Source organism: Pseudomonas sp. NPDC089547, assembly GCF_050280665.1.
Taxonomy (GTDB): domain Bacteria; phylum Pseudomonadota; class Gammaproteobacteria; order Pseudomonadales; family Pseudomonadaceae; genus Aquipseudomonas.
The window spans coordinates 80,394-105,885 of record NZ_JBNNVS010000002.1; the positions used below are offsets into that span (position 1 = coordinate 80,394).

The 25,492-nt window shown below is 62.7% G+C and carries 22 protein-coding genes; 3 read left to right on the plus strand and 19 right to left on the minus strand.

What is annotated here, in order from left to right; translation table 11 throughout:
• Nucleotides 1-49 precede the first annotated feature (49 nt).
• From ACQKPZ_RS02120 to ACQKPZ_RS02190, 15 genes are all read right to left on the minus strand, one after another.
• The gene (locus tag ACQKPZ_RS02120; RefSeq protein WP_427535268.1) at nucleotides 50-1,030 is read right to left on the minus strand and encodes an LLM class flavin-dependent oxidoreductase; all 981 of its coding nucleotides are present in this window, start codon (nucleotides 1,028-1,030) and stop codon (nucleotides 50-52) included.
• Between the two features lie 100 nt (nucleotides 1,031-1,130).
• Nucleotides 1,131-2,042 (minus strand): LysR substrate-binding domain-containing protein, encoded by a 912-nt coding sequence (locus tag ACQKPZ_RS02125; protein ID WP_427535269.1) that lies wholly within the window; start codon nucleotides 2,040-2,042, stop codon nucleotides 1,131-1,133.
• Between the two features lie 101 nt (nucleotides 2,043-2,143).
• Nucleotides 2,144-3,208 carry a metal-dependent hydrolase gene (locus tag ACQKPZ_RS02130; RefSeq protein ID WP_427535270.1) on the minus strand — a complete coding sequence of 355 codons (1,065 nt, stop codon included), beginning with the start codon at nucleotides 3,206-3,208 and terminating at the stop codon, nucleotides 2,144-2,146.
• A gap of 74 nt (nucleotides 3,209-3,282) precedes the next feature.
• Nucleotides 3,283-4,533, minus strand: a complete 1,251-nt coding sequence (locus tag ACQKPZ_RS02135) for an OprD family porin (protein ID WP_427535272.1) — start codon at nucleotides 4,531-4,533, stop codon at nucleotides 3,283-3,285.
• Nucleotides 4,534-4,587: 54 nt separating this feature from the next.
• The gene (locus ACQKPZ_RS02140) at nucleotides 4,588-5,655 is read right to left on the minus strand and encodes a benzoate/H(+) symporter BenE family transporter (RefSeq protein ID WP_427535273.1); all 1,068 of its coding nucleotides are present in this window, start codon (nucleotides 5,653-5,655) and stop codon (nucleotides 4,588-4,590) included.
• A 56-nt stretch (nucleotides 5,656-5,711) separates the two neighbouring features.
• Nucleotides 5,712-7,040 carry an MFS transporter gene (locus ACQKPZ_RS02145; RefSeq protein ID WP_427535275.1) on the minus strand — a complete coding sequence of 443 codons (1,329 nt, stop codon included), beginning with the start codon at nucleotides 7,038-7,040 and terminating at the stop codon, nucleotides 5,712-5,714.
• A 57-nt stretch (nucleotides 7,041-7,097) separates the two neighbouring features.
• Nucleotides 7,098-7,859 carry a 1,6-dihydroxycyclohexa-2,4-diene-1-carboxylate dehydrogenase gene (locus tag ACQKPZ_RS02150; RefSeq protein ID WP_019096256.1) on the minus strand — a complete coding sequence of 254 codons (762 nt, stop codon included), beginning with the start codon at nucleotides 7,857-7,859 and terminating at the stop codon, nucleotides 7,098-7,100.
• A 150-nt stretch (nucleotides 7,860-8,009) separates the two neighbouring features.
• Entirely contained in the window at nucleotides 8,010-9,020 is a 1,011-nt protein-coding gene (gene benC / locus ACQKPZ_RS02155; RefSeq protein ID WP_427535277.1) for a benzoate 1,2-dioxygenase electron transfer component BenC, read from the minus strand.
• Nucleotides 9,021-9,092: 72 nt separating this feature from the next.
• On the minus strand, nucleotides 9,093-9,578 hold the full coding sequence (gene benB, locus ACQKPZ_RS02160) for a benzoate 1,2-dioxygenase small subunit (RefSeq protein WP_391125744.1): 486 nt from the start codon (nucleotides 9,576-9,578) through the stop codon (nucleotides 9,093-9,095).
• Nucleotides 9,575-10,933, minus strand: coding sequence for a benzoate 1,2-dioxygenase large subunit (gene benA, locus ACQKPZ_RS02165; protein WP_391125747.1), 1,359 nt, complete (start codon nucleotides 10,931-10,933; stop codon nucleotides 9,575-9,577). The genes benB and benA overlap by 4 nt, the downstream gene beginning before the upstream one ends.
• A 221-nt stretch (nucleotides 10,934-11,154) precedes the next feature.
• Complete coding sequence (locus ACQKPZ_RS02170) at nucleotides 11,155-12,111, minus strand: helix-turn-helix transcriptional regulator (RefSeq protein WP_391125750.1); 957 nt, start codon at nucleotides 12,109-12,111, stop codon at nucleotides 11,155-11,157.
• 298 nt (nucleotides 12,112-12,409) lie between these two features.
• On the minus strand, nucleotides 12,410-13,465 hold the full coding sequence (locus tag ACQKPZ_RS02175; protein ID WP_427535278.1) for a GlxA family transcriptional regulator: 1,056 nt from the start codon (nucleotides 13,463-13,465) through the stop codon (nucleotides 12,410-12,412).
• Nucleotides 13,466-13,602: 137 nt separating this feature from the next.
• Entirely contained in the window at nucleotides 13,603-14,631 is a 1,029-nt protein-coding gene (gene proX, locus ACQKPZ_RS02180; RefSeq protein ID WP_391125756.1) for a glycine betaine/L-proline ABC transporter substrate-binding protein ProX, read from the minus strand.
• A 70-nt stretch (nucleotides 14,632-14,701) separates the two neighbouring features.
• Nucleotides 14,702-15,655, minus strand: a complete 954-nt coding sequence (proW, locus tag ACQKPZ_RS02185) for a glycine betaine/L-proline ABC transporter permease ProW (RefSeq protein ID WP_403201837.1) — start codon at nucleotides 15,653-15,655, stop codon at nucleotides 14,702-14,704.
• 44 nt (nucleotides 15,656-15,699) lie between these two features.
• Nucleotides 15,700-16,860 (minus strand): quaternary amine ABC transporter ATP-binding protein, encoded by a 1,161-nt coding sequence (locus ACQKPZ_RS02190; protein WP_391125762.1) that lies wholly within the window; start codon nucleotides 16,858-16,860, stop codon nucleotides 15,700-15,702.
• A 361-nt stretch (nucleotides 16,861-17,221) separates the two neighbouring features.
• Here ACQKPZ_RS02190 and ACQKPZ_RS02195 point away from each other — a divergent pair, with 361 nt between their 5' ends.
• Together ACQKPZ_RS02195 and ACQKPZ_RS02200 are read left to right on the plus strand one after the other, a co-directional pair.
• Nucleotides 17,222-18,202, plus strand: a complete 981-nt coding sequence (locus ACQKPZ_RS02195; protein ID WP_427535279.1) for a LysR family transcriptional regulator — start codon at nucleotides 17,222-17,224, stop codon at nucleotides 18,200-18,202.
• 217 nt (nucleotides 18,203-18,419) lie between these two features.
• Nucleotides 18,420-19,304, plus strand: a complete 885-nt coding sequence (locus tag ACQKPZ_RS02200; protein ID WP_427535280.1) for an alpha/beta hydrolase — start codon at nucleotides 18,420-18,422, stop codon at nucleotides 19,302-19,304.
• A gap of 157 nt (nucleotides 19,305-19,461) precedes the next feature.
• Here the strand turns inward: ACQKPZ_RS02200 and ACQKPZ_RS02205 are convergent, their stop codons facing one another.
• Both ACQKPZ_RS02205 and hisN read right to left on the minus strand, forming a co-directional pair.
• On the minus strand, nucleotides 19,462-20,193 hold the full coding sequence (locus ACQKPZ_RS02205) for a hypothetical protein (protein ID WP_427535281.1): 732 nt from the start codon (nucleotides 20,191-20,193) through the stop codon (nucleotides 19,462-19,464).
• A 197-nt stretch (nucleotides 20,194-20,390) separates the two neighbouring features.
• Nucleotides 20,391-21,182 carry a histidinol-phosphatase gene (hisN, locus tag ACQKPZ_RS02210; protein WP_427535282.1) on the minus strand — a complete coding sequence of 264 codons (792 nt, stop codon included), beginning with the start codon at nucleotides 21,180-21,182 and terminating at the stop codon, nucleotides 20,391-20,393.
• A 222-nt stretch (nucleotides 21,183-21,404) separates the two neighbouring features.
• On the opposite strand from hisN, the gene ACQKPZ_RS02215 reads away from it, so the two are divergent.
• Entirely contained in the window at nucleotides 21,405-22,037 is a 633-nt protein-coding gene (locus ACQKPZ_RS02215; RefSeq protein ID WP_427535283.1) for a helix-turn-helix transcriptional regulator, read from the plus strand.
• A gap of 126 nt (nucleotides 22,038-22,163) precedes the next feature.
• On the opposite strand, the gene ACQKPZ_RS02220 is transcribed toward ACQKPZ_RS02215, so the two are convergent.
• Both ACQKPZ_RS02220 and macA read right to left on the minus strand, forming a co-directional pair.
• On the minus strand, nucleotides 22,164-24,161 hold the full coding sequence (locus ACQKPZ_RS02220) for a MacB family efflux pump subunit (RefSeq protein WP_427535430.1): 1,998 nt from the start codon (nucleotides 24,159-24,161) through the stop codon (nucleotides 22,164-22,166).
• Nucleotides 24,162-24,169: 8 nt separating this feature from the next.
• The gene (gene macA / locus ACQKPZ_RS02225) at nucleotides 24,170-25,327 is read right to left on the minus strand and encodes a macrolide transporter subunit MacA (protein WP_403201822.1); all 1,158 of its coding nucleotides are present in this window, start codon (nucleotides 25,325-25,327) and stop codon (nucleotides 24,170-24,172) included.
• Nucleotides 25,328-25,492 lie beyond the last annotated feature (165 nt).

Sequence of the window (25,492 nt, forward strand, 5' to 3'; positions counted from 1 at the left end):
ATGCGCAATACGTGTGGGAGCGGCTTCAGCCGCGAAGAGGCCAGTAGCGTTAACCCAGTTCAGCCAAGGCCTGCGCCGCATAGGCATGCGACCGCTGCCGCGCCAGCGGGTCATGGATGCGGCAGTCGATCATCAGCTCATCCGCCCCTGTTTGCTCGATCAACGAGCGCAGGCCTTCCCTGACCCGGTGCGGCCCACCCGCAACCGTGCAGGCCATTACCTGTTCAAGCACTGCCCGCTCATGCGATGGGAGGCTGTCCACATAACCTTCCTGCGGCTTTGGCAACAAGCCGAAACGCCCGACATGCAGGTCCAGCATCCACTTGCGATGGGAACTGGCCAGGTAATCCGCCTCGGCATCGCTGGCGGCGGCGAACAGGTTCATGCCCACCATCACGTAAGGCTTGGCCAGTTGCGCCGAAGGCTGGAAATTGGCCCGGTAATGGGCAATGGCCTGCAGCAGGTAACGCGGGGCAAAGTGCGAGGCAAAGGCATAGGGCAGCCCCAGCTTCGCCGCCAGGTCGGCGCCGAACAGGCTGGAACCGAGTATCCACACCGGTACATCGTGCGCGCCCGGCACACCCCGCACTCGACGGTTGCCGTTGTCGGCCAGGTAATCGCGCAGTTCAGCAATGTCCTGGCTGAAGTCGCGCTCCGGGGCAGCCCCTCGCAAGGCACGCACGGTCGGGCCGGAGGTACCGGGTGCACGGCCCAGGCCCAGGTCGATGCGGCCCGGGTGCAGGGTATCGAGGGTACCGAACTGTTCGGCCACCACCAGCGGCGCATGGTTGGGCAGCATGATGCCGCCGGCACCCACGCGGATATGCCGGGTGGCGTTGGCGATTTCGTTGATGACCAGCGCGGTAGCCGCCGAGCCGATGCCCGGCATGTCGTGATGCTCGGCAATCCAGTAGCGGCTGTAGTGCTGTTGCTCGACGTGGCGCGCGAGTTGGCGAGATTCTTCGATCGCGTCGGCGAAGGTCTTGCCTTCACCGATCATGACCAGATCCAGTACGGACAGTGCAGTCATGGGGTCTCCAGAGGGATTATCAGTGGCTGCCAGTTTCCCTGCTGCGCCGCCAGTGATAAACCCGGTTTCAGGCCCGGCATAGGGGCCTGACAGTCCCCAATCAGGATTCCCAGGGCACGCCCGATTCCCAACTGTCCACCAGCAGGTCGATGAACCCACGCACCCGTGGGGACAGGTGGCGTTTGCTCGGGTATACGATGCGGATCGGGTCTGCCGGTGGCCGGTAGGCTTGCAGCACTTCCACCAGGGTGCCGGCGCGCAGGTCGTCACCGGTGATGTAGGTGGGCAGGTGAATCAGCCCGAAACCGGCCCGGGCACCGTCAAGCATGGCCTCGGAACTGTCGATGTTCAGCCGCCCGGGGTCTTCGCACAGGTGCAGGCCGGCTTCGCTGTGAAAGCGCCAGGGCATGGCCTTCTCGCCGGCGAGGAAGGCGATTTTGTCGTGGCCGTAGAGGTCACCTGGTACCTGCGGCACGCCACGCGCTGCGAGGTACGCGGGTGAAGCACAGGTGACGAACTGCTGCCAGGCCACGGTGCGGGTCAGCAGCTGTGAATCCTCTTTGGGTGCACCGATGCGCACGGCAACGTCGACGCCCTCCTCGACCAGGTCGACGAAGCGGTCGGTGAAGCGGATGTCTGCGCGCAGGTCCGGCCACTGCTTGAGGTAGCAGTCCAGGATCGGCAGTACATGGCGCTGGCCGAATGAAAGCGGCGCGGTCAGGCGCAGGGTGCCGGTGGGTTTGCCCCGGCGCTGGGCCATGGTGCTTTCCACCTCGTCCAGGTCATCCAGAATCTGCCGCCAGCGCTCGTAAGCTACCAAACCTTCGTCGGTCAGGCTCAGCTTGCGCGTGGTGCGGTTAAGCAGGCGTACGGCCATGCGCGCTTCCAGGCGGGCGATGCTTTTGCCCACCGCCGAACGCGTCAGGCCCAGGCTGGCGGCGGCAGCAGTGAAACTGCCGGCCTTGACGGCACTGACGAAGGCGGCGATGTCGCCGAAGCGGTTGGGTTCCATGGCTCGGTTCCTGGGTGCAAGGTGACCGCTGTAGATGGGTATGAAATTGGCGATTGCAAGCGGGGCTGCTGTGCAGCCCCATACCAGCCCTGTTGCCTGTTTCAGTGCTGGCGGGCACCCATGTACCGGTCGGTCCAGGCAGCCAGTGGCAAGGGCGGCTGTTGCTCGACGATGCGCCGCCAGATCAACAGCAGGTCATCCCCATTGAACATCGACCCGGGCCCACTCCCTTGCCATCGCGAAGGCACATCGGTAATCCAGTGCCCCTGGCTGTCGCGATGGGCCATGTTGAAACGGAACGTGTAGTTGCCGGGGATGCCCATGCGCAGGTCGGTGACCACCAGCGCATCGCCCACTTGGTCATAGCGCAGCCAGTCATCGGTAAACCAGCGCAGGCGCTGGTGCAAAGGGTCACCTTCCAGCACCTTTGCCAACGCCAGATTACGCGGCAAGCGCTGCATTTCTGGCGCTTGCCGGTCAAAGCCGCTGCTGATGCCTTCGTAGTAATCGCCATCCGGGGTCTTGGCCAATACCCGCCAGACCAGGCTGTTGAACGCAAGCGGCACCGCACGGACCTCGCTGGCGACGATGCCTTGCTGGTCGAGCGCCGCCTGGAACCGTTGCTCCGCCGCCATGCGCCCGGCCAGCCCGAAACCCAGGTAGCAGGTGCTGAACGCCAAGGCCAGGGTCAGCAGCCGCGTAGCCCTGCCAGTTACGCCCTTGATGCTCGTGTAGGCCACCGCTGCAAGCAGCGGCAAGGTGTAGACCGGGTCGATGATGAACACCGCTGCCCAGCTTTGCGGAATGCCCTGCAAAGGCCAGAACAACTGCGTGCCATAGACCGTGAACGCATCGAGCAAAGGGTGGGTAACCAGCACCAGCCAGAACGCCATGAACAGCCTCGGCAAGGTGTAACCCTTGCCAGGCCAGCATTTGTTGACCAACCAGGCCAGCAGCAAGGCCAGCCCGGTGAGCACGAACAGCGAGTGGGAGAACCCGCGATGGTAGGTCATCTGCGACACCGGGTCGGCGTAGCGGATGATCACATCCAGGTCGGGCAACGTGCCCAGTGCCGCGCCATACACCAAGGCGCGACGGCCCTGAATGCGACCAAGCACGGTACCTTGCAGGGCTGCGCCGAGTACGGCCTGAGTGATGGAGTCCAAGGGTGGCATTCCTGAAAATGTGGTTTCCGGAAGCTACCTTCATACGGCCCTGAAGTGCAATTGCTGTGCAAGCGTCAGAACAGCTGCCAGGTGTACACCAGCGTCAAACGGTTCTCGTCGATGTCGCTGCGGTAGTTGGACCTCGCCATCGCATTCCGTACCCGAATCCCCAGTCCCTTCAGCACCCCGCCCTGCACCGCGTAACCAATATCCAGGTCACGTTCCCGGTCGCGCCCTTCGTAACCCAGCCCGGTATCGACATTGTTACCCGTTATGTAGCGCACAGTCGCAGTCAGCCCCGGTACGCCCATGGCGGCGAAGTTGTAGTCGTAACGCACCTGGTACGAGCGCTCGTCGGTGTAGGCGAACTCATAAGTTGGCACCTCGTTGCCGAGCGGCGAGATGTTGGCAAACACCCGCGGGAACGGGCTGTCGCCATAGATGCCCTGGTAGCCGACATGGAAGCTGTGCCCGCCATGACGCGCAGTGAACATCGAGAAGAACGCCTGGTTGTCGATGTTGCCCAGCAACGCATCGCCATCTTCACGCGCGGTGAAATAGCCAAGGTTGGCACTGAGCACCCAGTCACCCAACGGTTTGCTGTGTTTGAAGCCGACAAAGCCCTGCTCGTAGATATCCTCCAACTGCCCGTACCAGAGGCTGACGCTGCTGAGGTTGGCATTGAACGCATAGTCCCCGCCCACATAGTTGAAGGCATCGCTCTCGGCCTGACGCATCGGCACATGGCCGAGCATGGCGTTCATCTTGCCCTCGCCGCCTTCGTTACGCAGGTGGGTACTTTTCAAATGCCCGGCCTGCACGGTCAGCCCGTCAATTTCCGACGAGCTCAGGCTCGCGCCCTGATAGGTCGGCGGCAGCAGGCGGATGTCACTGAAGGTCAGCACCGGCAGGTTCGGTTGCAGCTCACCGACGCGCAGTTCGGTTTTCGAGATCCTGGCTTTGAAGGTGGGCGCCAGGCGGCTGTACTCATCGGCAGCCCGGCCGTCGCCATGCACCGGCAGCAGGCCCGTATTGGCGCGGTCGGGGCTGCTGTCCAGCTTGATCCCCAGCAGGCCCAGGGCATCGACACCAAAGCCGACCGTACCCGGGGTGTAGCCGCTCTTGAAGTCGAGGATGAAACCCTGGGCCCACTCCTCGGCCTTGGACTGCTTGTTAGCCCCGACAATGTCGGAGAAATCGCGGCTGAAGTAGTAGTTGCGGGCACTCAGGGTAGCCTTCGAATCCTCGAAGAAGCCACCTTCGGCGGCCAGTAAAGGTTGGCTGAGCAAAGTCAGCCCCAGGGCGACGCAAGGGGTGTGGTTCATTCCGAAGCTCTCTTGATCTTGTTTTTATGGGTAAAGCGTTGGGAACACGACAGCTCATGGGGTACGGCGCAGCACCTCCCGGGCACGTGGCTGGCGCAGCCTGAGCAACGCATGGGCCAGCAGGCCGAACAACAGCCCCCAGAACGCCGCCGACAGGCCCAGGAAGGCCACCCCCGAAGCGGTGACCAGGAAGGTGAACAGGCCTGCATCACGCTCGGCCGGTTCGGCCAGGCTGCGCGCCAGGGCTTCGCTGATGGCGCCATACAGGGCCAGCCCGGCCAGGGCAGCAACCAGCGCGGCCGGAAACGCCGCGAACAGCGACATCAACGTGGCACCAGCAATCCCCAGCAGCAGGTAAAGCGCGCTGCCAGCCACTGCTGCTACATAGCGCCGCCGTGGGTTTTCATGGGCCTCGGGGCCCGTGCACAGGCTGGCGGTGACTGCCGCCAGGTTCAGCCCGTGGCAGCCAAACGGCGCCAAAAGCGCACCAGCCAGGGCGCTGGCACTGATCAGCGGGCTCGCTGGCGTGGGGTAGCCCGCATTACGCAGCACCGCCATGCCCGGCATGAATTGCCCGGTCAGCGCCACCAGCACCATCGGCAGCGCCAGGCTGAACACCGCCTGCAGGCTGAACTGCGGAGTGACCCACTGTGGTGAAGCCAGTTCCAGCACCGGCTGCACTGGCAGGGCGCGAAACACCTCGATACCGAAGCTGAACAGGATGCCGGCCTGCATGCCGGCAGCGATGGACCCCGGCAAGCGCGCGATAATGCGGTCGAAGGCGCCGCTGATGCCGATCATCAGCAGCAACAGATTGGCCACCAGGTAAGCCCCCACGGCCTGCTCCAGGCCGAGCTGCGGCAAGGCGCTGACCAGCAGCGCGGAACCTGGGATCGACCAGGCGATCACCACAGGCACCCGGTAGCGCAAGCTCAGCAGCGCGCCGAGCACGGCACTGCCCATGGACACGGCCCAGACCCAGGATGACAACTGCTGGTGCGACAAGCCGGCGGCCTCGGCCGCGTGGAAGATGATCACCAGCGGGCCGGCGTAGGAGATCATCGTGGCAATGCAGCCGGCGACGATGGCGGACAGCGAACTGTCCTTGATCAGGGTTTTCATGGCACCTCTGGCAAGGCATTGGCCGGGCTGGGTGCCCGGCTCTGGTTCTTTTCGGGTCAGGCCTGCGCCGCCACGGCCTGGGCTTGCCTACGGCCGCTGGCCAGGTGCACAGCCATGGCCAGCGCAGCAATTGCGCCAGGTATGGCGAAGGCGATGAAGTTGAGTTGCAGCGGCAGGTTGATGCCCATCAGCGCACCGCCCAGCAAGGGGCCGACGATGGCGCCGTTGCGGCCGATACCAGAGGCCCAGCCAAGCCCGGTGGAGCGCACCGACAGCCCGTACAACTGGGCGGCGCCGGCATACAGCAGGATCTGCGTGCCGATGGTGGTAGCCCCGGCGATGAAGATCAGCAGGTACAGCACCGGCATCGGGCTGTTGACGCCCAGCAGGCTGATCGACAACGCGGCAGCGATGAAAAACGCGACCTTGACCTTGACCAGGTTGTAACGGTCGCCCAGCCAGCCGCCGAGAATCGCCCCGGCCATGCCGCCAAAGTTCAACGCAAGCAGGAACGACAGGCTGGAACCCAGGCTGTAGCCAGCATTGGCCATCAATTTCGGCAGCCACGAGCTAAGCGCATAAACCATCAGCAGGCAGCAGAAGAACGCCAGCCACAGCGCCAGTGTGCGAATGGCCAGGCCGTTGCGGAACAGCTCCAGCACCGACGCCCCGCCGCCCTTGCGATCAGTCGCTTGCAACACGTCATCGGCCTGCACATCGCAGCCCGGATCCAGGCGCTTCAGCAGTTTGCGCGCCTCTTCGCTACGGCCTTGGCGCACCAGAAAACCGATGGATTCCGGCAGGTAGTAGAGAATCACCGGCAACAGCAGCAGCGGCACGGCTGCCGCGAAGAACATCGACTCCCAGCCGAAGCGTGGCAGCATGAAGATGCCGACGCCTGCCGACAGCATGCCGCCCAGTGAATAGCCACTGAACATGATCGCCACCAGCGTGCTGCGCAGGCGCTTGGGCGCGTATTCGTTCATCAGCGCCACGGCGTTGGGCATCAGCCCGCCGCAGCCCAGGCCGGCGATGAAGCGGTAGATGCCGAACTCGCTGGGGCTGCTGGCAAAGCCATTGAGAATGGTCGCCCCCGAGAACAAGGCGAAACAGATGGCGATGCCCTTCTTGCGCCCGATACGGTCGGCCAGGCTGCCGAATGCCAGGGCACCGAACATCATGCCGAACAACGCATAGCTGCCCAGCGCACCGGCCTGCAACGGGGTCAGGCCCCACTCTTTCATGATGACCGGCAGTACCACGCCGTAGATGAACAGGTCGTAGCCGTCGAAGATCAACAGCAGGCCGCACCAGGCCATGACCATCCAGTGGAACGAGGTGAAGCGCGCATTATCGATGATCGGGTGTACGTCAAGGGTTCGCATGGCATCTGTCGCTCTTGTTTTTGTTGTGAGTGAAAGCTGTTGCCTTGAGGTTGCTGCTCAGCCGAGGTCGCCGCCCCCTACCGGCAGGGTCACGCCAGTGATGTACGAGGCTTCGTCCGAGGCAAGGAACAGAATCGCGCCCACCTGCTCATCGATGCTGCCGTAGCGGTGCATCAGGCTGCTGTCGAGGGTCTGGTCGACGATCTGCTGGTACCAGTGTTTCTCCTGCTCACTCTGCTCGGCACTGTTGCGCGGTACGCGGCGGGGTGGCGCTTCGGTGCCGCCGGGCGCGGTGGCGTTGACGCGGATGCCACGGCCAGCGGTTTCAAACGCCAGGCAGGCGGTGAGCGCATTCACACCACCTTTGGCCGCACCGTAGGGCACCCGATTCACGCCGCGCGTGGCGATGGACGAAACGTTGACGATGGCACCGCTGCCCCGTTCGAGCATGTACGGCAGCGCGGCGTGGCAGCACCACAGGGTGGGGAACAGCGAGCGGCGCACTTCGGCTTCGATCTGCTCCACTTCGTAGTGCTCGAAGGGTTTGGCCCAGATGGTGCCGCCGACGTTGTTGACCAGGATGTCGAGGCGGCCGAAGGTTTCTACGGCACTGGCCATTACCCGGGCGCAGTCGGCGTGTTGTTCCAGGTCGGCGGTGAGGGTGAGCATGCCCTCGCCTGCCAGTTCGTGAACCAGTTCGGAACGGTCTACCGCCACCACTTGCGCGCCTTCAGCCTTCAGCCGCCAGCACACGCCCCGGCCGATGCCTTGGGCGGCACCGGTGACCAGGGCGACCTTGCCTTGGAATCGGTTGTTCATATCCATCTCTCCGGTTCGCCACAATCCCTGTGGGAGCGGGCATGCCCGCGAATGCGTCCGACCAGACAAAGTTGTTGAAACCTGCTGGCCTCTTCGCGGGCATGCCCGCTCCCACAGGGTCGGCGTAATGCTTGGACTAAAAGGAGGCTGTCAGGCCGCTGCCGCAAACTTCTCGTAGTAGAAGTTGGCCGGGGTAATGCCCTGTTCGCGCACGTACTGGCTCACCGCCTCGACCATCGGCGGCGGCCCGCACAGGTACACATCCACATCGCCGTCGTTGAGGTGGCGTGGCTCGATGTGCTGGGTCACGTAACCCTTCTGCGGATACTCGCTATCCGGGTTGGCCACGCAGGCGCTGTAGGTGAAGTTGGGAATGCGTGCAGCCAGCGCCTGCAGGCGATCCAGTTCAACCAGGTCGAAGTCGTTGGTCACGCCATAGATCAGGTGCAGCGGGTGTTCACTGCCCTGCTCGGCGATCTTTTCCAGCATTGCGGTGAACGGTGCCAGACCGGTACCGCCAGCCAGCAGCAACAGCGGGCGCTGAATCGGCCGCAGGTAGAAGCTGCCCAACGGCCCGGCCAGGCTCATGCTGTCCCCGGCCTTGGCCAGGTTGGTCAGGAAGCTGCTCATTAGCCCGCCCGGCACGTTACGGATCAGGAAGCTGACTTCGCCGTCCTTCTGCAACGAACTGAACGAATAGGCACGGCTCTGCTCGCTGCCCGGTACCTTGAGGTTCACGTACTGCCCCGGCAGGAAGGCCAGGCGGCTGAGGGCTTCGCCCTTGATCGACAGGGCAATGGTGCTGGCAGACAGCTGGCGAACATCGCTGATGGCAGCCTCGAAACTGGCCTGTTCGGTTTTGCACAGCTGCGACGACGCCGGAATGCGGATGACACAGTCGCTTTCGGCGCGCATCTGGCAGGTCAGGACGTAGCCTTCGGCAATTTCGTCTTCGTTCAGGGCGTCTTCGATGAAGTTGTCACCCAGGTCGTAACGCCCGGATTCGGCCTTGCACTTGCAGGTACCGCAGGCGCCATCGCGGCAGTCCAGCGGGATGTTGATGCCTTGGCGATAGGCTGCGTCGGCCACGGTTTCGTGGCCGGTGGCTTCAATGAAGCGGGTAACCCCGTCTTCGAAATTCAGTGCGATCTGGTAGCTCATGTTGCACCTCGCGGGCGAGCCGGCCCACGGCGCGTCGCAGGACGCACCGGGCAATGCTCGCAAAACCCTGTATCAGATGTGGTAGATGTCGATGACCTGGCGCACGTAGTCGTTCTTCAACACCACCTTCTTGGCCTTGATCAGCGGCTGCCCGCCGCGCAGGTCGAGGGTGTAGAAACTGGTGCCGAAGTAGCTGTCGGTGGTCTTGTAGCGAAAGCTCAGGGTGTGCCAGTTGAAGCGCACCTGGCAGCTGCCCTCGCCCTGCTCGACGATCTCGATGTTGCTGATGTTGTGCGAGGTGCGGGTATCCGGCACGGTCGCACTGGAGCGCTCGGTCTTGATGCGGAATATGCGGTCTTCCAGGCCACCACGGTTGCCGTACCAGATCAGCGAGATTTCGCTTTGTGGGTCTTCGGTGAGGGTGTCGTCATCGTCCCAGCTCGGCATCCAGAAGCTGGCGTCGCTGGCGTACAGCTCCAGCCACTGGTCCCACTGGGCATCGTCCAGGTAGCGCGCTTCGCGGTAGAGGAAGTCGCGCACGGTTTCATACAGGCTCATTGCACGGCCTCCACTGGGATCAGTTGCTGCTCGTCCTTGAGAGCCTGGATCATGGTGTCCTGCCAGTACTTGTGCTGCAGCACGAACAGGCCTTCGTCCTCGGTGCGCACGCCAGACAACAGCGGGTGCAGCTCGATCTCTTTGGCCGCTTCATCGGCGCCTTCAACCCAGTGCTTCGCGCCACGGGACATGTCGTTCCAGCCAGTGCCGCCGCCGTAGCCGGTCTGGCACGAGCGGAACTCTTCCAGGTCGTCGGGGGTGGCCATGCCGCTGACGTTGAAGAAGTCTTCATACTGGCGGATGCGCTTGGCGCGGGCATCGGGGCTCTCGCCTTTCGGCGCGATGCAGTAGATGGTGATCTCGGTCTTGTTCACCGAAATCGGCCGGGCAACGCGGATCTGCGAGCTGAACTGGTCCATCAGGTACACGTTCGGGTACAGGCACAGGTTGCGCGAGTTCTCGATCATCCAGTCGGCACGGGCCTGGCCGAAGTCGGCGGCCAGCTGGTCACGGCGCTCGTAGGCCGGGCGGTCTTCGGGGTTGGCCCAGCGGGTCCACAGCAGCAGGTGGCCGTGGTCGAAGGAGTAGAAGCCACCGCCCTGCTTGGCCCAGGAGCCAGCGCTCATGGTCTTGATCTCGTCACCGGCCTCACGCTGTTTGCGCTGGTTCTGGGTGGCGGCGTAGTTCCAGTGCACGGAGCTGACGTGGTAGCCATCGGCACCGTTTTCGGCGGTGAGCTTCCAGTTGCCTTCGTAGATGTACGAGCTGGCACCGCGCAGCACTTCCAGGCCTTCTGGCGACTGGTCGACGATCATGTCGATGATCTTGGCCGACTCGCCCAGGTGCTCGACCAACGGCTTGACGTCGGCGTTCAGGCTGCCGAACAGGAAGCCACGGTACGACTCGAAGCGTGCGACCTTGGTCAGGTCGTGGGAGCCATCGCAATTGAAGCTGTCGGGGTAGCCGGCGTTGCTTGGGTCTTTCACTTTCAGCAGCTTGCCGCTGTTGTTGAAGGTCCAGCCGTGGAACGGGCAGGTGTAGCTGGAGCGGTTGCCGCGCTTGTGCCGGCACAGCATGGCGCCGCGGTGGCTGCAGGCGTTGAGGAAGGCATTGAGTTCACCGTCCTTGTTGCGCGCGATGAAAATCGGCTGGCGCCCCATGGTCAGGGTGAGGAAGTCGTTTTTCTCGGGGATCTGGCTTTCGTGAGCCAGGTAGATCCAGTTGCCCTCGAAGATGTGTTTCATCTCCAGGTCGAACAGGCGTGGGTCGGTGAACATCTCGCGCTTGCAGCGGTAGATGCCCTTTTCACGGTCGTCCTCGAGCATGGCATTGAGGTAGTCGAATCCCAGGGACATGGCCAGGGTCTCCATTGTTATTGTTCAGACCAGGTCAGGTTAGGGATTGGTAGGGGGCGGGAATATCCGGTTTGTGCGGGGTGCTATCCGTTTTGTGCAGGTGGATGTGAAAGGTTCAAGGGCCTCTTCGCGGGCACGCCCGCTCCCACAGGTACTGTGTATCCCTCAAAGGTCAGGAATTCCTGTGGGAGCGGGCGCGCCCGCGAAGAGGCCAGTGCGGTTCAGCGCCGTTTACGCAACGTTTCCGAAGGCAACTCGCCAAACTGCTGCCGATACACCTCGGAGAACCTTCCGAGGTGCAGGAAGCCATAGTCCATCGCCAGCTCGGTCACGCTGCGTACCGAACAACTGGCATCGCTCAGGCAGGCATGCACCTGCTCCAGCTTGCGCTGGCGAACATAGTGCTTCGGCGTGGTCTGCAAGTGCCGATCAAACAACGCATACAACGAACGCAGGCTCATGCACGCCTGCTCTGCCAATGCTTCTGCGGTCAGTTCAACTTTCAGGTTGCGGTCGATGTGGTCGATGATTCGCTCAAGGCTGGCGCCTGGCGAGCCCAGGCTTTCGCGGCGGATATTGGTGCTCATCAGGGTCAGCAACTTGCTGGCCACGATCTGGCTGTAGTGCCCCTGCACCCGCGGCAACGAATCGCTCACTTCCGCTTCGTGGCAAACCATGGCCAGCAGGTTCACGAACCCGTCCAGTTCATCCAGGCGGTAATGGTTGCGCAAGAACCGCACGCCGCCTTCTGGCCGGTGCCAGCGTTGCTCGTCGCAGATCGAATCCAGCAGCCGGGTGGGTACCTTGAGGATGAATTTTTCGCAGTCTTCCGAATACGTCAGGTCAACCGGGTCGTCCGGGTTGATCAGCAACAGCTCGCCCGGCACCAGGTGTTGCTCGCGCTTGTGCCCGCGCCACAGGCAGTTGCCGTTGAGCAGTACTTGCAGGTGGTAGATGGTTTCCAGCGCCGGCGAGGTAACGCGCACGCTGCCGCCATAGCTGATGCGGCACAGATCGAGTTCGGCGAATTTGCGATGGCTGAGGCTGGCCTGGGGGTGGGTGGTGCGGGACAGACCGATGCAATGCTGGCCTACGTGCTGGTTCACATAATCGGACACAGCATAAGGGTCGGCGTGATGAAACACGCTACTGCGCTCGCTCAGCAGGCGGCTTTCCATAGGCAAGGCACTCGGTATCGTTATTGTTCTGGTCGCCGCTTCCTACGGCCTTGGGGCTGTGGTTGCGGTCGTCACGGTCATTTTATCGGGCCGGTTGCGGGTCGCGGGGGCAGGCGACAACCGGTGGATAGGCACACTACAGCAAAAAGGCGGGGGTTGGGCAATGCGGCGATGGGATTGGTTGGGCGGATAGCGGACAGGTCGGGGGCGATCAGTGTTCGGTTATCGAACGGTATATTCCTGTGCCGGCCTCTTCGCGGGTAAACCCGCGAAGAGGCCGGTAAAGGCAGAAAGCCACTCAATGCACCGCCACATCCTGCCGCCCTGCCCACCCTTGGCTCCGCGCCCGGTACTGGCGTGGGGCAATGGCAAATAGCTCGCGAAAGCGCCGGTAGAAGTGCGGGAAACTGACAAATCCGCTGGCCACCGCCACTTCGGTCAGCGACTTGCTGGTGTGCTGCAACAACTGCCGCGCATGGGTCAGGCGCAGCTCCAGGTAATACCGCGGCGGCGTGGCCTGCACATGACGGCGGAACAAGCGCTCCAGGTGCCGACGGGACAAGCCCGCGTGCTCGGCGATTTCATCGATGCCGATCGGGTCTTCGATGTTGGCGTGCATCAGCTCCAGTGCCAGGCGCACGCCCTTGGGCAGGCTGGGGTCTATTTCCGGCGCGCTGGCCGGTGCGTCGCTCATTACCCGCGAACGGTCACAGGCCAGCATCTGTTCCACCGCCCGGCGCAGCGGTGCGCCGCCGCAGTGTTCAAGCAAGGCCAGCATCATGTCCAGTGCGCTGCTAGCCCCCGCGCAGCTCATGCGGCGGCGGTCCAGCACATGAGCCTGGCGGCTGATGCGCACCTTGGGGAACAATTCGTTCATCATCGCCCGGCCATCGGGGTGGAAGGCGCAGTCGTGGTCGTTGAGCAAGCCGGCTTCGGCAAGGAAGTAGGCACCGTTCCACAAACCGCCCAGCTGGCTACCGTGCTGGTCCGCCTGGCGCAGCTTGGCGCGCAGTTGCGGCGCAGTCTCCAGACGTACCCGAAAGCCGCCGCACACCAGCAGGCAGTCCAGACCTTGAATTTCGAGGTCGGCGAGTTGGGTATTGACCGGCAAGGCGATGCCAAGGTCGCTCATCACCTGCTCGCCCTCGCCTACCACCTGAATCTGGAACAGCGGCGTGGCGCTCATCAGGTTGGCGGTAACCAGGCTATCCATGGCGGCGGTGAAGGCCATCATCGAGAAATGCTCGCGCAGGACGAAGGCCACGCGTTGGCAGGGCATTGACAGTGTGGTGCGGATGGCGGGGTCCAGGTGGGCCAGGTTGGTGTTCTTGAGGATGCTTTCGAAGTGGCTCATGGCGTTAACTCAACAGCGGAAATCGCGTTGGCTGCTTCGCGGGCTTGCCCGCTCCCACAGGTACTGCACAGTTTTCAGAACCTGTGGACCTGTGGGAGCGGGCGAGCCCGCGAAGATACCAACGCTGATGGATCAGGTTACTTACCGGCCTGGGCCGCCGCATCGCGCGAGGCTTGCAGCCACTGGTCAAACTGCTGGCGGTGCGCTGCTACCCATTCCTTGGCATGGCGGGTGATGTCGGCAGGCTTCTTCTCACCCTGCTGCATCTTCAGGTTCTGGTTGCTCTCGTCGTCAGTGCTGATCTGCACCAGCGACAGGAACTTCAGCGCCGCCGGGTTCTCCTCGGCAAAGTCCTTGTTCAGCACGGCCACCACCTTGTCGATGGCAAAGCCAAGGTTCTTGCCGTGGTACATGGTATCGACGTCGTTCTTGCCGTCTGGCAGGTCGGTCTTCGGCACTTCCAGCCAGACCACATCCTTGCCTTCAACCAGCACGCTGGCGATCCACTGCGGCACCCAGGTGAAGTAGAAGATCGGCTTGCCTTCCTTGTAGCGGGCAATGGTGTCGGCCATCAGCGCGAAGTACGAGCCCTGGTTGACGGTGATGGTCTTGTCCAGGTCGTAGGCCTTCATGTGGTGGGCGATGACCAGTTCGCAGCCCCAGCCCGGGTTGCAACCGGTCATGTCGGCCTTGCCATCGCCATCGGTGTCGAACAGTTTGGCGATTTCCGGCTTTTTCAGGTCGGTGATGTACTTGATGTTGTACTGGTCGGCGGTTTTCTTGTCGATCAGGTAACCCTGGGCCACGCCCGGCAGAATGTCGCCGGTCTTGACCATCACATCGTCGCCGCCGGCCTGCTGGTAGAACTGGTTGTGCAGTTTGTCCCACAGGTGCACGGTGAAGTCGGCGTCACCGTTGGCCAGCGCCACCATCATTACGCCGTACTCGGTCTCCTTCGGCTCCTGAACCTTGTAGCCCAGTTCGCGCAGCCCTTCCATGGCCACTTCGCCACGGAAGCGCTCTTCAGCGATGGACGGGAAGATCGGCGTTACCTTTACGCCGTCACCGGGCTTTTCAGCCGAGGCGTGGGCCCCCAGCGCTGCGGCCACCAGGGTCAGCGCCGTGGCGCATTTGAGGATGCTGCGGGTGAACTTGGATTCGTGCATCGTCGCTTACCTTTTTCTGATTTTTATCTTTAAGTGCGGCAGATCGAACGTCTCAAAAGTCTTGCTGTGCTCAGGCGGTCTTGCGCCGCCCTTGCGGTTGTGCGGCACCACAAAGGCGCAGCACCACGCCTACAGGGCCGGTGTGGTACCAGCGCAGGCTCGGGTCGGCACTGGTGCGCGCGCCCATCGCCTGGGTCAGGCGGTCGAGGAAGATCGCCAGCAGCACCAGCCCTACACCACCGACCGTGGCCAGGCCCATGTCCAGGCGGCCGATACCGCGCAGCACCATCTGGCCCAGGCCGCCGACCGAAATCATCGAGGCGATCACCACCATCGACAGCGACAGCATCAGGGTCTGGTTGAGGCCGGCCATGATGGTCGAAGTGGCCAGCGGCAGTTGCACGCGGGTCAGCATCTGCCGTGGGGTGCAGCCAAAGGCGCGGGCAGCTTCGATCTTGTCTTCCGGCACCTGGCGGATGCCCAGGTTGGTGAGGCGTACCAGCGGCGGCAAGGCGAACACAATGGTCACCAGCACCCCAGGCACGTTGCCGATGCCGAACAACATCACCACCGGCACCAGGTAAACGAAGGCCGGCAGGGTCTGCATGGCATCGAGCAAGGGGCGAATGATGCTTTCCAGGCGGTTGCTGCGGGCACAGAGAATGCCCAGTGGAATGCCGATGACCGCGCAGAAGAACACCGAGGTCAACACCAGCGCCAGGGTGGTCATCGACTCTGACCACACGCCGATCAGGCCGAGCAATGTCAGCGTGACGAAGCACAGCAACGCCATGCGCTTGCCTGCCAGCTGCCAGCCCAGCAACGACGACAAGATGATGCCAATGGTGGGCGGAATGCTTTGCAGGGTGAACTCGATGCCGTTGAGTACCTGGTCGATCGGCCAGCGGATGGCGCGGAATACCTCGCGGAAATTGTGCACCAGGAAGTTCAGGGTAGCGGTGACCCAGTCACCCAAGGGGATGGTGGCCGCCTGGAACGGGTCAAGAAGGCTGAATTCTGACATGAGGGCTTACCTCTTCTAGTAAACGCTACGGGCGCTTCTTGTTTTTAGTGACGGCTCAGGGTCTGCAGCAGCTCGTTCTTCGACAGCGTGCCCTTGAAGGCGCCCTGGCGGTCGAGTACCGGTACCGGGTACGGCAAGTCGGCCGCAATACCCAGCACCTCGTGCAGCGGCGTATCGGTGTACACCGGGCACTGCTCATGCAGGCTGTAGCGGTCACTGGCAGTGGCACCGCTGGCGTCGGTGTCGACCACGCCCAGCAACTGACCACGGTCATCGACCAGGTAACCGAATGGCACGCCCGCCTGGAAGCTCGGCGCCTTGCCGTTGACCTTGCACACCACCGCAGGGTCGAACCTGGCCACATCGCCGGCCTTGAGCACCCGCGAGCTGTCGAAGCTCTTGAAGAAGGTACGCACGTAATCATTGGCCGGCTGGTTGATCAGCTCTTGCGGGGTGCCGATCTGCACCACGCGGCCGCCTTCCATGATCGCGATGCGGTGCCCGATGCGAATGGCCTCTTCGATGTCGTGGGAGATGAAGATGATGGTGCGCTGCTGCTCAGCCTGCAGGCGGATCAGCTCACCCTGCATTTCGCTGCGGATCAGCGGGTCCAGGGCGGAGAACGCCTCGTCCATCAACAGGATCGCCGGGTCGTTGGCCAGCGCCCGGGCCAGGCCCACACGCTGCTGCATGCCACCGGAGAGCTGATGCGGGTAGCTGTGTTCATGGCCGGCCAGGCCCACCTGGCTCAACGCCTCACGGGCACGGCTGTGGCGTTCGCCTTCCGGTACGCCGGCGATTTCCAGGCCGAATGCGGTATTTTCCAGCACGCTCATGTGCGGCATCAGGGCAAACGACTGGAACACCATGCCCATTTCCTTGCGGCGCACGTCCAGCAGGGCCTTGTCGGAAAGCCCGGTAATTTCCTTGCCGTTGAGGTGAATGCTGCCGGAGGTAGGTTCGATCAGGCGGTTGAACAACCGCACCATGGTCGATTTGCCCGAGCCCGAAAGGCCCATGATGACGAAGATCTCGCCACGCTTGACGGAAAAGCTTGCATCGAACACGCCGACGACGTGGCCGGTCTTGCTGAAGATTTCGTTCTTGTCGGCGCCCTTGCGGAGCATCTCCATGGCCATGTTCGGGTTGGGACCGAACACCTTGAAGATATTTTTTACCGAAAGAATCTCATCGGCATGGCTCATACGACCCTCTTTATTATGCTTATTAACCAATCTTTCAACATCGCACTTTCAATAAGGCGGGTAGAGATCAGTGCGAGTACGCTTGGCAGTCCGTTCAAATTCGAACGTGAGTCAAAACCGGCACGCAGAAAATCCTGCTTCAAAAAATTGTTCGACCTCGATGTCTCGAATGTCGCGCCGTGGGTTTAACGTTAGGCCTTGATCCAGAGAGGGTCCAACGACATTTGTTTCACGCAAACCATTACCTGAAGTTATCAATCGGCGCCCAGGCCCTGCCGCAGAGCCCCTGCGCACTTACCAGCCGGCGTGGAACAGGCTAGAGTGAGCCGATTGGCTAGACGAAGGACCTCGCCCCCGCCCCATGGTCAGACACTCCGAACCCGATCAGACGCTGATCAAGATGCCCTCGCTGCGCGCGGTCAAGGTCTTCGTGGCCGCCGCCAGGTACCAGAACTTCACCCGCGCTGCCGAGGCGCTGTGCGTGACGCAGGCCGCCGTCAGCCGGCAGATCCGTGAGCTGGAGACCTACCTGGGCGCCGAGTTGTTCACCCGGGTGGGGCGGGCGGTGGAGCTGACCGTGGCCGGCTCGATCTTTTTCGATGCGGTGCAGTTGTCGTTCGTCAACATTTCCCAGGCGGCCGAGCGCATCCGCAGCAACACCAACACCAAGCACGTGGTCACGCTGTGCTGTTCGCCGGCGTTCGCGGCGTTGTGGATGGGCCCGCGCATGCCCAGGTTCTTCGACGAGAACCCGGATATCGACATCAACCTGGTCACCACGCAGAACTTCCTGTCGATGGAGCCGGGGGTACGCCCGGACATCTACATCACCAAGCTGGGCAAGGTGCAGGCAGGCTACAGCTCGCACCCGCTCAACCATGATGTGATCTACCCGGTGTGCACGCCGCAGTATCTGGCGCAGCACCCGGAAGTGCGCACCCTGCAAGGGCTGCGCGATGGCACCTTGTTGAACCTGAGCCCCTACGGCCGCTCGCAGGTGGCCGAACACGTGGACTGGAACGTTTGGCTGGCCTTCCATGACGTCGACCTGAAAAGCCGCGCTAATACCGCGCCGCATTTTTTCAATGCCAACGACTATAACCTGCTGGTGCAGCTGGCCCTGGGTAACCAGGGCGTGGCGCTGGGCTGGCACCACCTGGTGGCGCCGCTGGTTGCGCAGGGGTTGCTGGTGAGGCCGGTGGAAGAGGAACTGGTGCTCAAGGACACCTTCCATTTCCTGGCCTTCAATGAGGACAAAGAGCACGAGTCCAGCTGCCGGCGCTTGCGTGACTGGTTGCTGGATGAGTTCAGGCCGTTGCTGGAGTCGTCGGGCGGCCGGTGATTTGCGGTTTCCTGTGCGGCCCTCTTCGCGGGTAAACCCGCTCCCACAGGTCCTGCACAGTTTTCAGAACCTGTGATGTAGCTGTGGGAGCGGGTTCACCCGCGAAGAGGCCCGCACAGGCCACCCATAACCCCCAGAAACAACTTGTTATCAAACCACCCCCGCCATTCGGCCACTTTCCCACATCAACCTGCCTGCATCTGCTAAAAAAGCCCACATGCCCACCCTCCTCCTCACCCACCTGCGCCGCCGCTGGCTCGCCTGGCTGTGCGCCACCCTGCTGGTCATCGGCCTGCCCACCAGCTGCGCGGTCCTCCAGTATAAGGAGCGCGAGCTGGTGTTCCGCGTAGAACCCGGCCAGGCCAGCTGGTTCCGCGGCCTGCCCGGCGATGTACAAGAACTCGAGCTGCGCCCGCGCAGCTTCAGTGCCAACCAGAGCCTGCACGCGTGGTGGTGGCCGGCCAAACGTGCCGATGCCCCGGCCATTCTCTACCTGCATGGCGTGCGCTGGAACCTGACCGGGCAGCTGTTCCGCATCGAGCAACTGCATGCCATGGGCTACTCGGTACTGGCTGTGGATTACCGCGGCTTTGGCGAGAGCCGCGGCGGCCTGCCCTCGGAGGCCACCGTCTATGAGGATGCGCGCATAGCCTGGGAGCGCTTTGCACAGCTGCAGCCCGATGCTGGCAAGCGCTTGATCTTTGGCCATTCGCTGGGCGGTGCCGTGGCGGTGGAGCTGGCCAGTGAGCTGGCCGCCGAGGCCCGCAACAACGGAACGGCAGCACCGGCACGTGGGCTGATACTGGAATCGACGTTCACCTCGTTGGGCGATGTCGCAGCAGCGGTGGCCGACACTTCGTTGCCGGTGCGCTGGTTGATGTCGCAGAAGTTCGACTCGCTGGGCAAGATCAAGGATGTCAGCTTGCCCGTGCTGCTGGTGCATGGGCTGGATGACCGCTTTGTGCCGCCGCGTTTCAGCCAGCAACTGTACGACGCTGCCCGGCAGCCCAAGACCTTGCTGCTGGTGCCCGGGGCGAGCCATAACAACAGCATGAGCCTGGCCGGGCAGCGTTATCGACAGGCAATACAGGCGCTGCTCTGAAAGCGTTACTGACCCCCTTTGTAGGAGCGGCCTTGCGTCGCGACAGGGCTGCGCAGCAGCCCCGGCAATGTGTCGTATGGCTACGACCCGGGGGCCGCTACGCGCCCCTTTCGCGACACAAGGCCGCTCCTACAGGGGGCCAATGCAACATCCAAAGTCACTGCACCGGCAGAAAATTCATCAGCAACAGGCTTTGCGCATAATTAAGGCCGATCCGCCGATACCGCTCATCCAGCAACTCTGCCAACAAATCCAGGCGCGCCACGATCTTGCCGAACTCCACGGCAAAGCTCAGGTTGCTGCCCTCTTCCGAAATTTCGTTGGAAAACAGCAGTAGAACCCCGTTGGCATCCTGCCGCTGACTGAGCATCCAGGTGGCCTTTTCGATATTGCGCGCCGCGTTGTTGATGAACAGCGGGTCGATCGTATCGGTCATGTAGAACTCTGTGCGGCCGCCGTGCGCGGTAATCAGCATGCTGCCGATGGCATAGATGAAGGCCCCTACCCGGTCACCGCGGAATTCCGGGCTTAGCGCATAGCTCAAAGCGGCCAGGTCGCGGCGGTTGCCCAGTTGCGGCAGCGATTGGCGCTGTTCGATGGCAATGCGGATCTGCCGCTCGGCGGTGGCAGCATCGACATAGCCGGACATCTTCCACTGGTTGGGGTTGCGCAGGTACAGCTTGTTCATCAGCAAATACAGGCTTTGCAGGTTGTCGCGCATCGACAACGTAGCCAGGCGGTCGACGCTGGTCTGGAACAGCTCGCCGGGCTTGCCGTTGCCGAACTGGTCGAGCATGTCGCGCCCCTGCTCCTGGGTGCAGGCGCACAGGCATGTGAGGGCGCCTGCCAGCAGCAGGCGGGGGATGAAATGGGGGTAGCTTGCAACCATCGGCACCGGGTCGATATTCGGCGGCTGCGCTGGGAGTCAGTGCAGCCTGGCCAAGCATAGAGCCCGGAAAATGAAAAAAGTGCGGTGGTTGGAGTTTCTGGATACCAGTGCCGGCCTCTTCGCGGGCTCGCCCGCTCCCACAGAGACCGCGCAGTAATCACCATCTGTGGGAGCCGGCAAGCACAGGCAACACAAGATCACATGGCGTGACGCAGCATCTCCACCACCTGCGCATGCAGCGCCGGGTCACCACAGGCCACCACACAGCCGCCATTCTGCGCACTGCTGCCATCCCATGCAGTAATCACCCCGCCCGCCCCTTCGATGATCGGCATCAGCGCCTGCACGTCATACGGCTGCAGGCTTGCCTCGACGATCACGTCGACAAACCCCGATGCCAGCATGCAATAGGCATAGCAATCACCGCCATAACGCATCAAGCGCGCCTGGCCAGCAACGGCCTCGAACGCAGCCTTGCGCTCGGCAGTGTCGAACATGTCAGGCGTGGTGCACATCAGCGTGGCTGAAGCCAGGTTTGCGCAGGCCCGGGTTTTCAGCGGCGTACCGCTGCGCCAGGCGCCTTCAGGGGTGCCTACAAAGCGCTCACCGGTGAACGGCTGGTTCATCACGCCAACCACCGGACGTTCGCCGTCGTTCAGGGCAATCAGCGTGCCCCACAGCGGCAGGCCGGTGATGAAGGCACGGGTGCCGTCGATCGGGTCAAGCACCCAGGTAAGCGGGCTGCTACCGACGGCCACACCCGCTTCCTCACCGAGAATGCCGTGCTCGGGGTAACGGGCCTGGATCAGTTCGCGCATTGCGTCTTCAGCCGCCTTGTCGGCCACGGTCACCGGGTCGTACAGGCGCCCGCCCTTGTCCTCGACATCCAGGCTGGCACGGAAGTACGGTTTGATCGCCACGGCGGCAGCATCGGCCAGCTGCTCGGCGAAGGTGCGGAATTCGCCGATCTGTTCAACACTCAGGGACATTGCAACAAGCCTCGTGACAAAGATGGAGGGCGGCATCATACCCGACAAGCCGCACTGCGCCAGCCGTGCGCGCAAAGTGCCACTACAATGCCATTATCGCCACTTCATTTAACCGTCACTCATTCGTTGTACTAGGATACCAAGCACTTTCCGTCGCAAGCCCAGGATGCGGCTGGCGTAACCGCGGCGGAATCACCATTACTGGCCTTCATGGACGATATGATGAACTCGAACCAGCTTTACCCGCAGATTGGCAAAGTCATTGCCAGCACCGGCAGCCGCCAGTTCCCCCGCATGCTGCACGACCTGATCCAGGCCCACCTTTCCATCGACGCCACGCAGATCCGCCAGTTGCCAGGCATGCCCTGCGAATCGTCGCTGCTCGATGAAACGGTGTTTTCCTCGTACGCACAGCCTGAAGGCGACTTCAGCGACCCTTCGCGCCTGCACCGGATCTGCCACAAAGGCAATGCACGCCTGGAAATCCAGGTAATACGTGCCGACTCCACCTATGGTTTTTCAAATTTCGAACGTAGCCGCCTGGATGCGATTTCACCCCTGCTTTTGCCAATGCTGGAGAAACACATCGATGCCTTGCAGCCTGGGCCGGAGCGGCACACCAAGGAAAACCTCGAGCAGCGCTTTGTCGAGCGGCTGGCGCAGTCAGGGCTGAAGCTTTCCGCACGCGAGCGCCAGGTGTGCCTGGGGTTGCTGGCCGGGCATACCGCGCCGGAGCAGGCTGAGCGGCTGGCGCTCAAGGTGAACACCGTTGAAAGCTACCTGCGTCGGGCGGCGATCAAGCTGGGCATCAGTGGCCGGCATTCGTTGATGCGCTGGATGTATGCCGAGGGCTGACTGGCGTTTTCCTGTGCCGGCCTCTTCGCGGGCTTGCCCGCTCCCACAGGTTCTGCACAGTTTTCAGCACCTGTGATACACCTGTGGGAGCGGGCGAGCCCGCGAAGAGGCCGGCACAGGTCTGCCTCAATCCCGGGCCAACGCCTCGATCGGGTCCAGCCGCGCCGCGTTCCTTGCCGGCACAAACCCGAATACCACGCCGATCAGCGTCGAACAGGCAAACGCCATCACGATCGACGCTGGTGAAAACACCATCTCCCACTGTTTGACGAACAACTCGAACAGATACCCCACCCCATACGACAAGCCGATCCCCACCAGCCCGCCAAACAGGCACACCATCACCGCCTCCACCAGGAACTGCTGGCGAATGTCCGATTGCCGCGCCCCCACCGCCATGCGAATGCCGATTTCGCGGGTGCGCTCGGTCACCGACACCAGCATGATGTTCATCACCCCAATGCCACCCACCACCAGCGAAATCACCGCAATCAGCGACAGCAACAGTGTCAGCGAGCGGCTGGTCTTCTGCACGGTCTGCATGATGCTGTCGAGGTTGTTGGTGAAAAAATCCTTCGTGCCATGGCGTTGCAGCATCACCCGGGTCACCTCTTCCTCCACCCGTTTGCTCGGCACACCGTCCTTGATGCGTACGCTGATGCTGTCCAGGTGCCGTTGCCCCAGCACCCGCCCGGCTGCGGTTTCGTAGGGCACCCAGATGTTCAGCTGGTTGCCGGCGACGAACAGATTCTTGTTTTCCGCCGTTACCCCAATCACCGTGCACGGCAGGTTGCCAACCAGGATCACCTGCCCCAACGGGTCGATGCTCGGGCTGAAGAGGCGCTTGCGCGTGTTGTGGTCGATCACCACCACCTGCGCCTGGCGGCGCGCGTCGTCGGCGCTGAACACGATGCCAGCTGCCAGCGGGATGTTACGGACTTGGAAGTAATGCTCGCTGACGCCGTTGAGCTGAACGTCCACATCCAGGTTGCGGTAACGCACCAGCGTACTCTGGCCGATCACCGGGGTGGCGCTGTCGACGTAGTACAACTCGTTCAGTGCCGCGACATCGGCAGGTACCAGGGTTTCGATGGTCTTGGCCCGGCTGTCACCGAAGTTGCTGCCGGAATAGATGTCGATGGTATTGCTACCAATGGCCTGGATGTCCTTGAGCACATAGCCCTTGGCACCTTCGCCTATCGCCGAGATGGACACCACCGAAGTGATGCCAATGACGATCCCGAGCATGGTCAGCAAGGTGCGCATGCGATGCGAAATCAGCGCGATCCAGGCCATCTTGAACGCCTCGCGGAACATGCCCAGGCTAACCAGCACGCGGCGCGTAGCTTGAGCCTGGGGCGCCGCTTGCGGCGTCGCGGCAGGCGCGGGCAGTGCGGCATTGCGCCGATCGCTGACGATCTGCCCGTCACTGACCTCGATGATGCGTTCGGCATGCGCGGCCACCTTGGGGTCGTGGGTCACCAGGATCACCGTGTGCCCGGCCGCGTGCAGTTCCAGCAGGATGTTCATCACCTCCTTGCCGCTGGCGGTGTCGAGGGCACCGGTCGGTTCATCGGCAAGGATCACCTGGCCACCGTTCATCAATGCCCGGCAGATGCTCACCCGCTGCTGCTGGCCGCCCGACAGTTGGCTGGGGCGGTGCTCCAGGTGGCTTTGCAGGCCTAGCCGGGTCAGCAACTCGCGCGCGCGCACATGGCGCTGGCCCTGGGGCGTACCGGCATACACCGCCGGGATCTCGACGTTGTGCAGGGCATCCAGGTGCGGCAGCAGGTGGTAGCGCTGGAAAATGAAGCCGAAGTGGTCGCGGCGCAACGCCGCCAGGGCGTCATCGTCCAGTTCGCAGGTTTCCTGGCCACCGACCTGGTAGCTGCCGCTGCTGGCGTTGTCCAGGCAGCCAAGGATGTTCATCAGGGTCGACTTGCCCGACCCGGAAGCGCCGATGATCGCCACCAGTTCGCCGCTGTCGATCTGCAGGTCGATGCCTTTCAATGCCAGGAATTCGCGGTCACCGGCCTGAAAGCTGCGTGTCACCCCCTGCAAGCGCAGCAATGGCTCGTTACGCACGCCGGTAACCGCCATGTCTGCGCTTGGCTGCACATTCATGTTCATGCTCACGCCCCCGTTTCGCCAGACACCGGCTCACCAATCACCACCCGGTCGCCTTCGGCCAGGCCGTCCTTGATCTGCACCTTGACGTTGTTGTTGATGCCCGCCTGCACGTTGCGCACCTGGGCGAAGCCCTTCGCATCCAGCACACGCACCGGGAAACTGCCATCGCCATTGCGCGCCCCCAGCGCGGCAACCGGCACGGTGAGTACGGCCTGGGCGGTGTCGAGCACGATATGCACCTGGGCAGTCATTGAAATACGCAGGCGGTGGTCGGGGTTTGGCACTTCGAACAAGGCGTTGTAGAACACCGCGCCGCTGGGCTTGCCGCTGCTGGCTTCGTTCTTGTCGCTGCTTTGCGCGTAGTTCTGCGGTGCGGGCTCGGTACCGCGCAGCTTGGCGTAGTAACGCTTGTCTTCGCCAAGGATGGTGAAATACACCGCCTGGCCAGGGGTGATGTGGATCACATCCGCTTCCGACACCTGCGCCTTCACCGTCATCGTGTCGAGGTTGGCCAGCTTGAGCAGCACCGGTGCCAGCTGGTTGGCGATCACGGTCTGCCCTTCCTGGGTGACGATGCCCACCACATGGCCGGTGATCGGCGCGTTGATGCGGGTATAGCCCAGGTTGACCTTGGCGGTATCGATTTCTACCCGGGCGCTCTGGATCTGCGCATCCAGCGAGCGCACGGCAGCCTGCTGCACTTCGTATTCCGACTCGGCATTCTCGAAGTCCTGGCGCGACACCGATTCATCCGCCTGCAGCTCGCGGTAGCGTTCATACACGCGCCGGGCCTGCTTGAGCTGGGCCATGGTCGAACGCCGCTCGGCCTGCAGTTTTTCCTCATCGACCTCGGCCTGACGCAGGGTATTGCGCAGCACCAAAGGGTCGATCTCAGCCAGCCACTGGCCCTGGCTGACCTTGTCGCCAAGCTTGACCTTCAGCGACTTCAGCTGGCCAGACACCTGGGCACCGACATCCACCTGCTTGATGCCTTCGAGCATGCCGCTGGCCAGCACCGCGTTCTCGATATCGCCACGCTCGACGGTGGCGGTGATGTATTGCGGTGGCTTGGCCGGCGCCTGGATGGCGTACAGGCTGATGCCGGCGACCAGGGCCACGGCCAGGCCGAGGCTGTACTTGCGGAATCTGGACTTGTCCATGAACACTCACTTTCCTCTGTAATTCGGATGCATCGGCACCTGTGGGAGCGGGCTTGCCCCGCGAACACCGGCACTGCCGGTGCCAGCCACCGCGTTGCCTGCTTCGCGGGCATGCCCGCTCCCACAATGACCGCTGTTATCTGCACGATCGGTGCTGGCTCATAG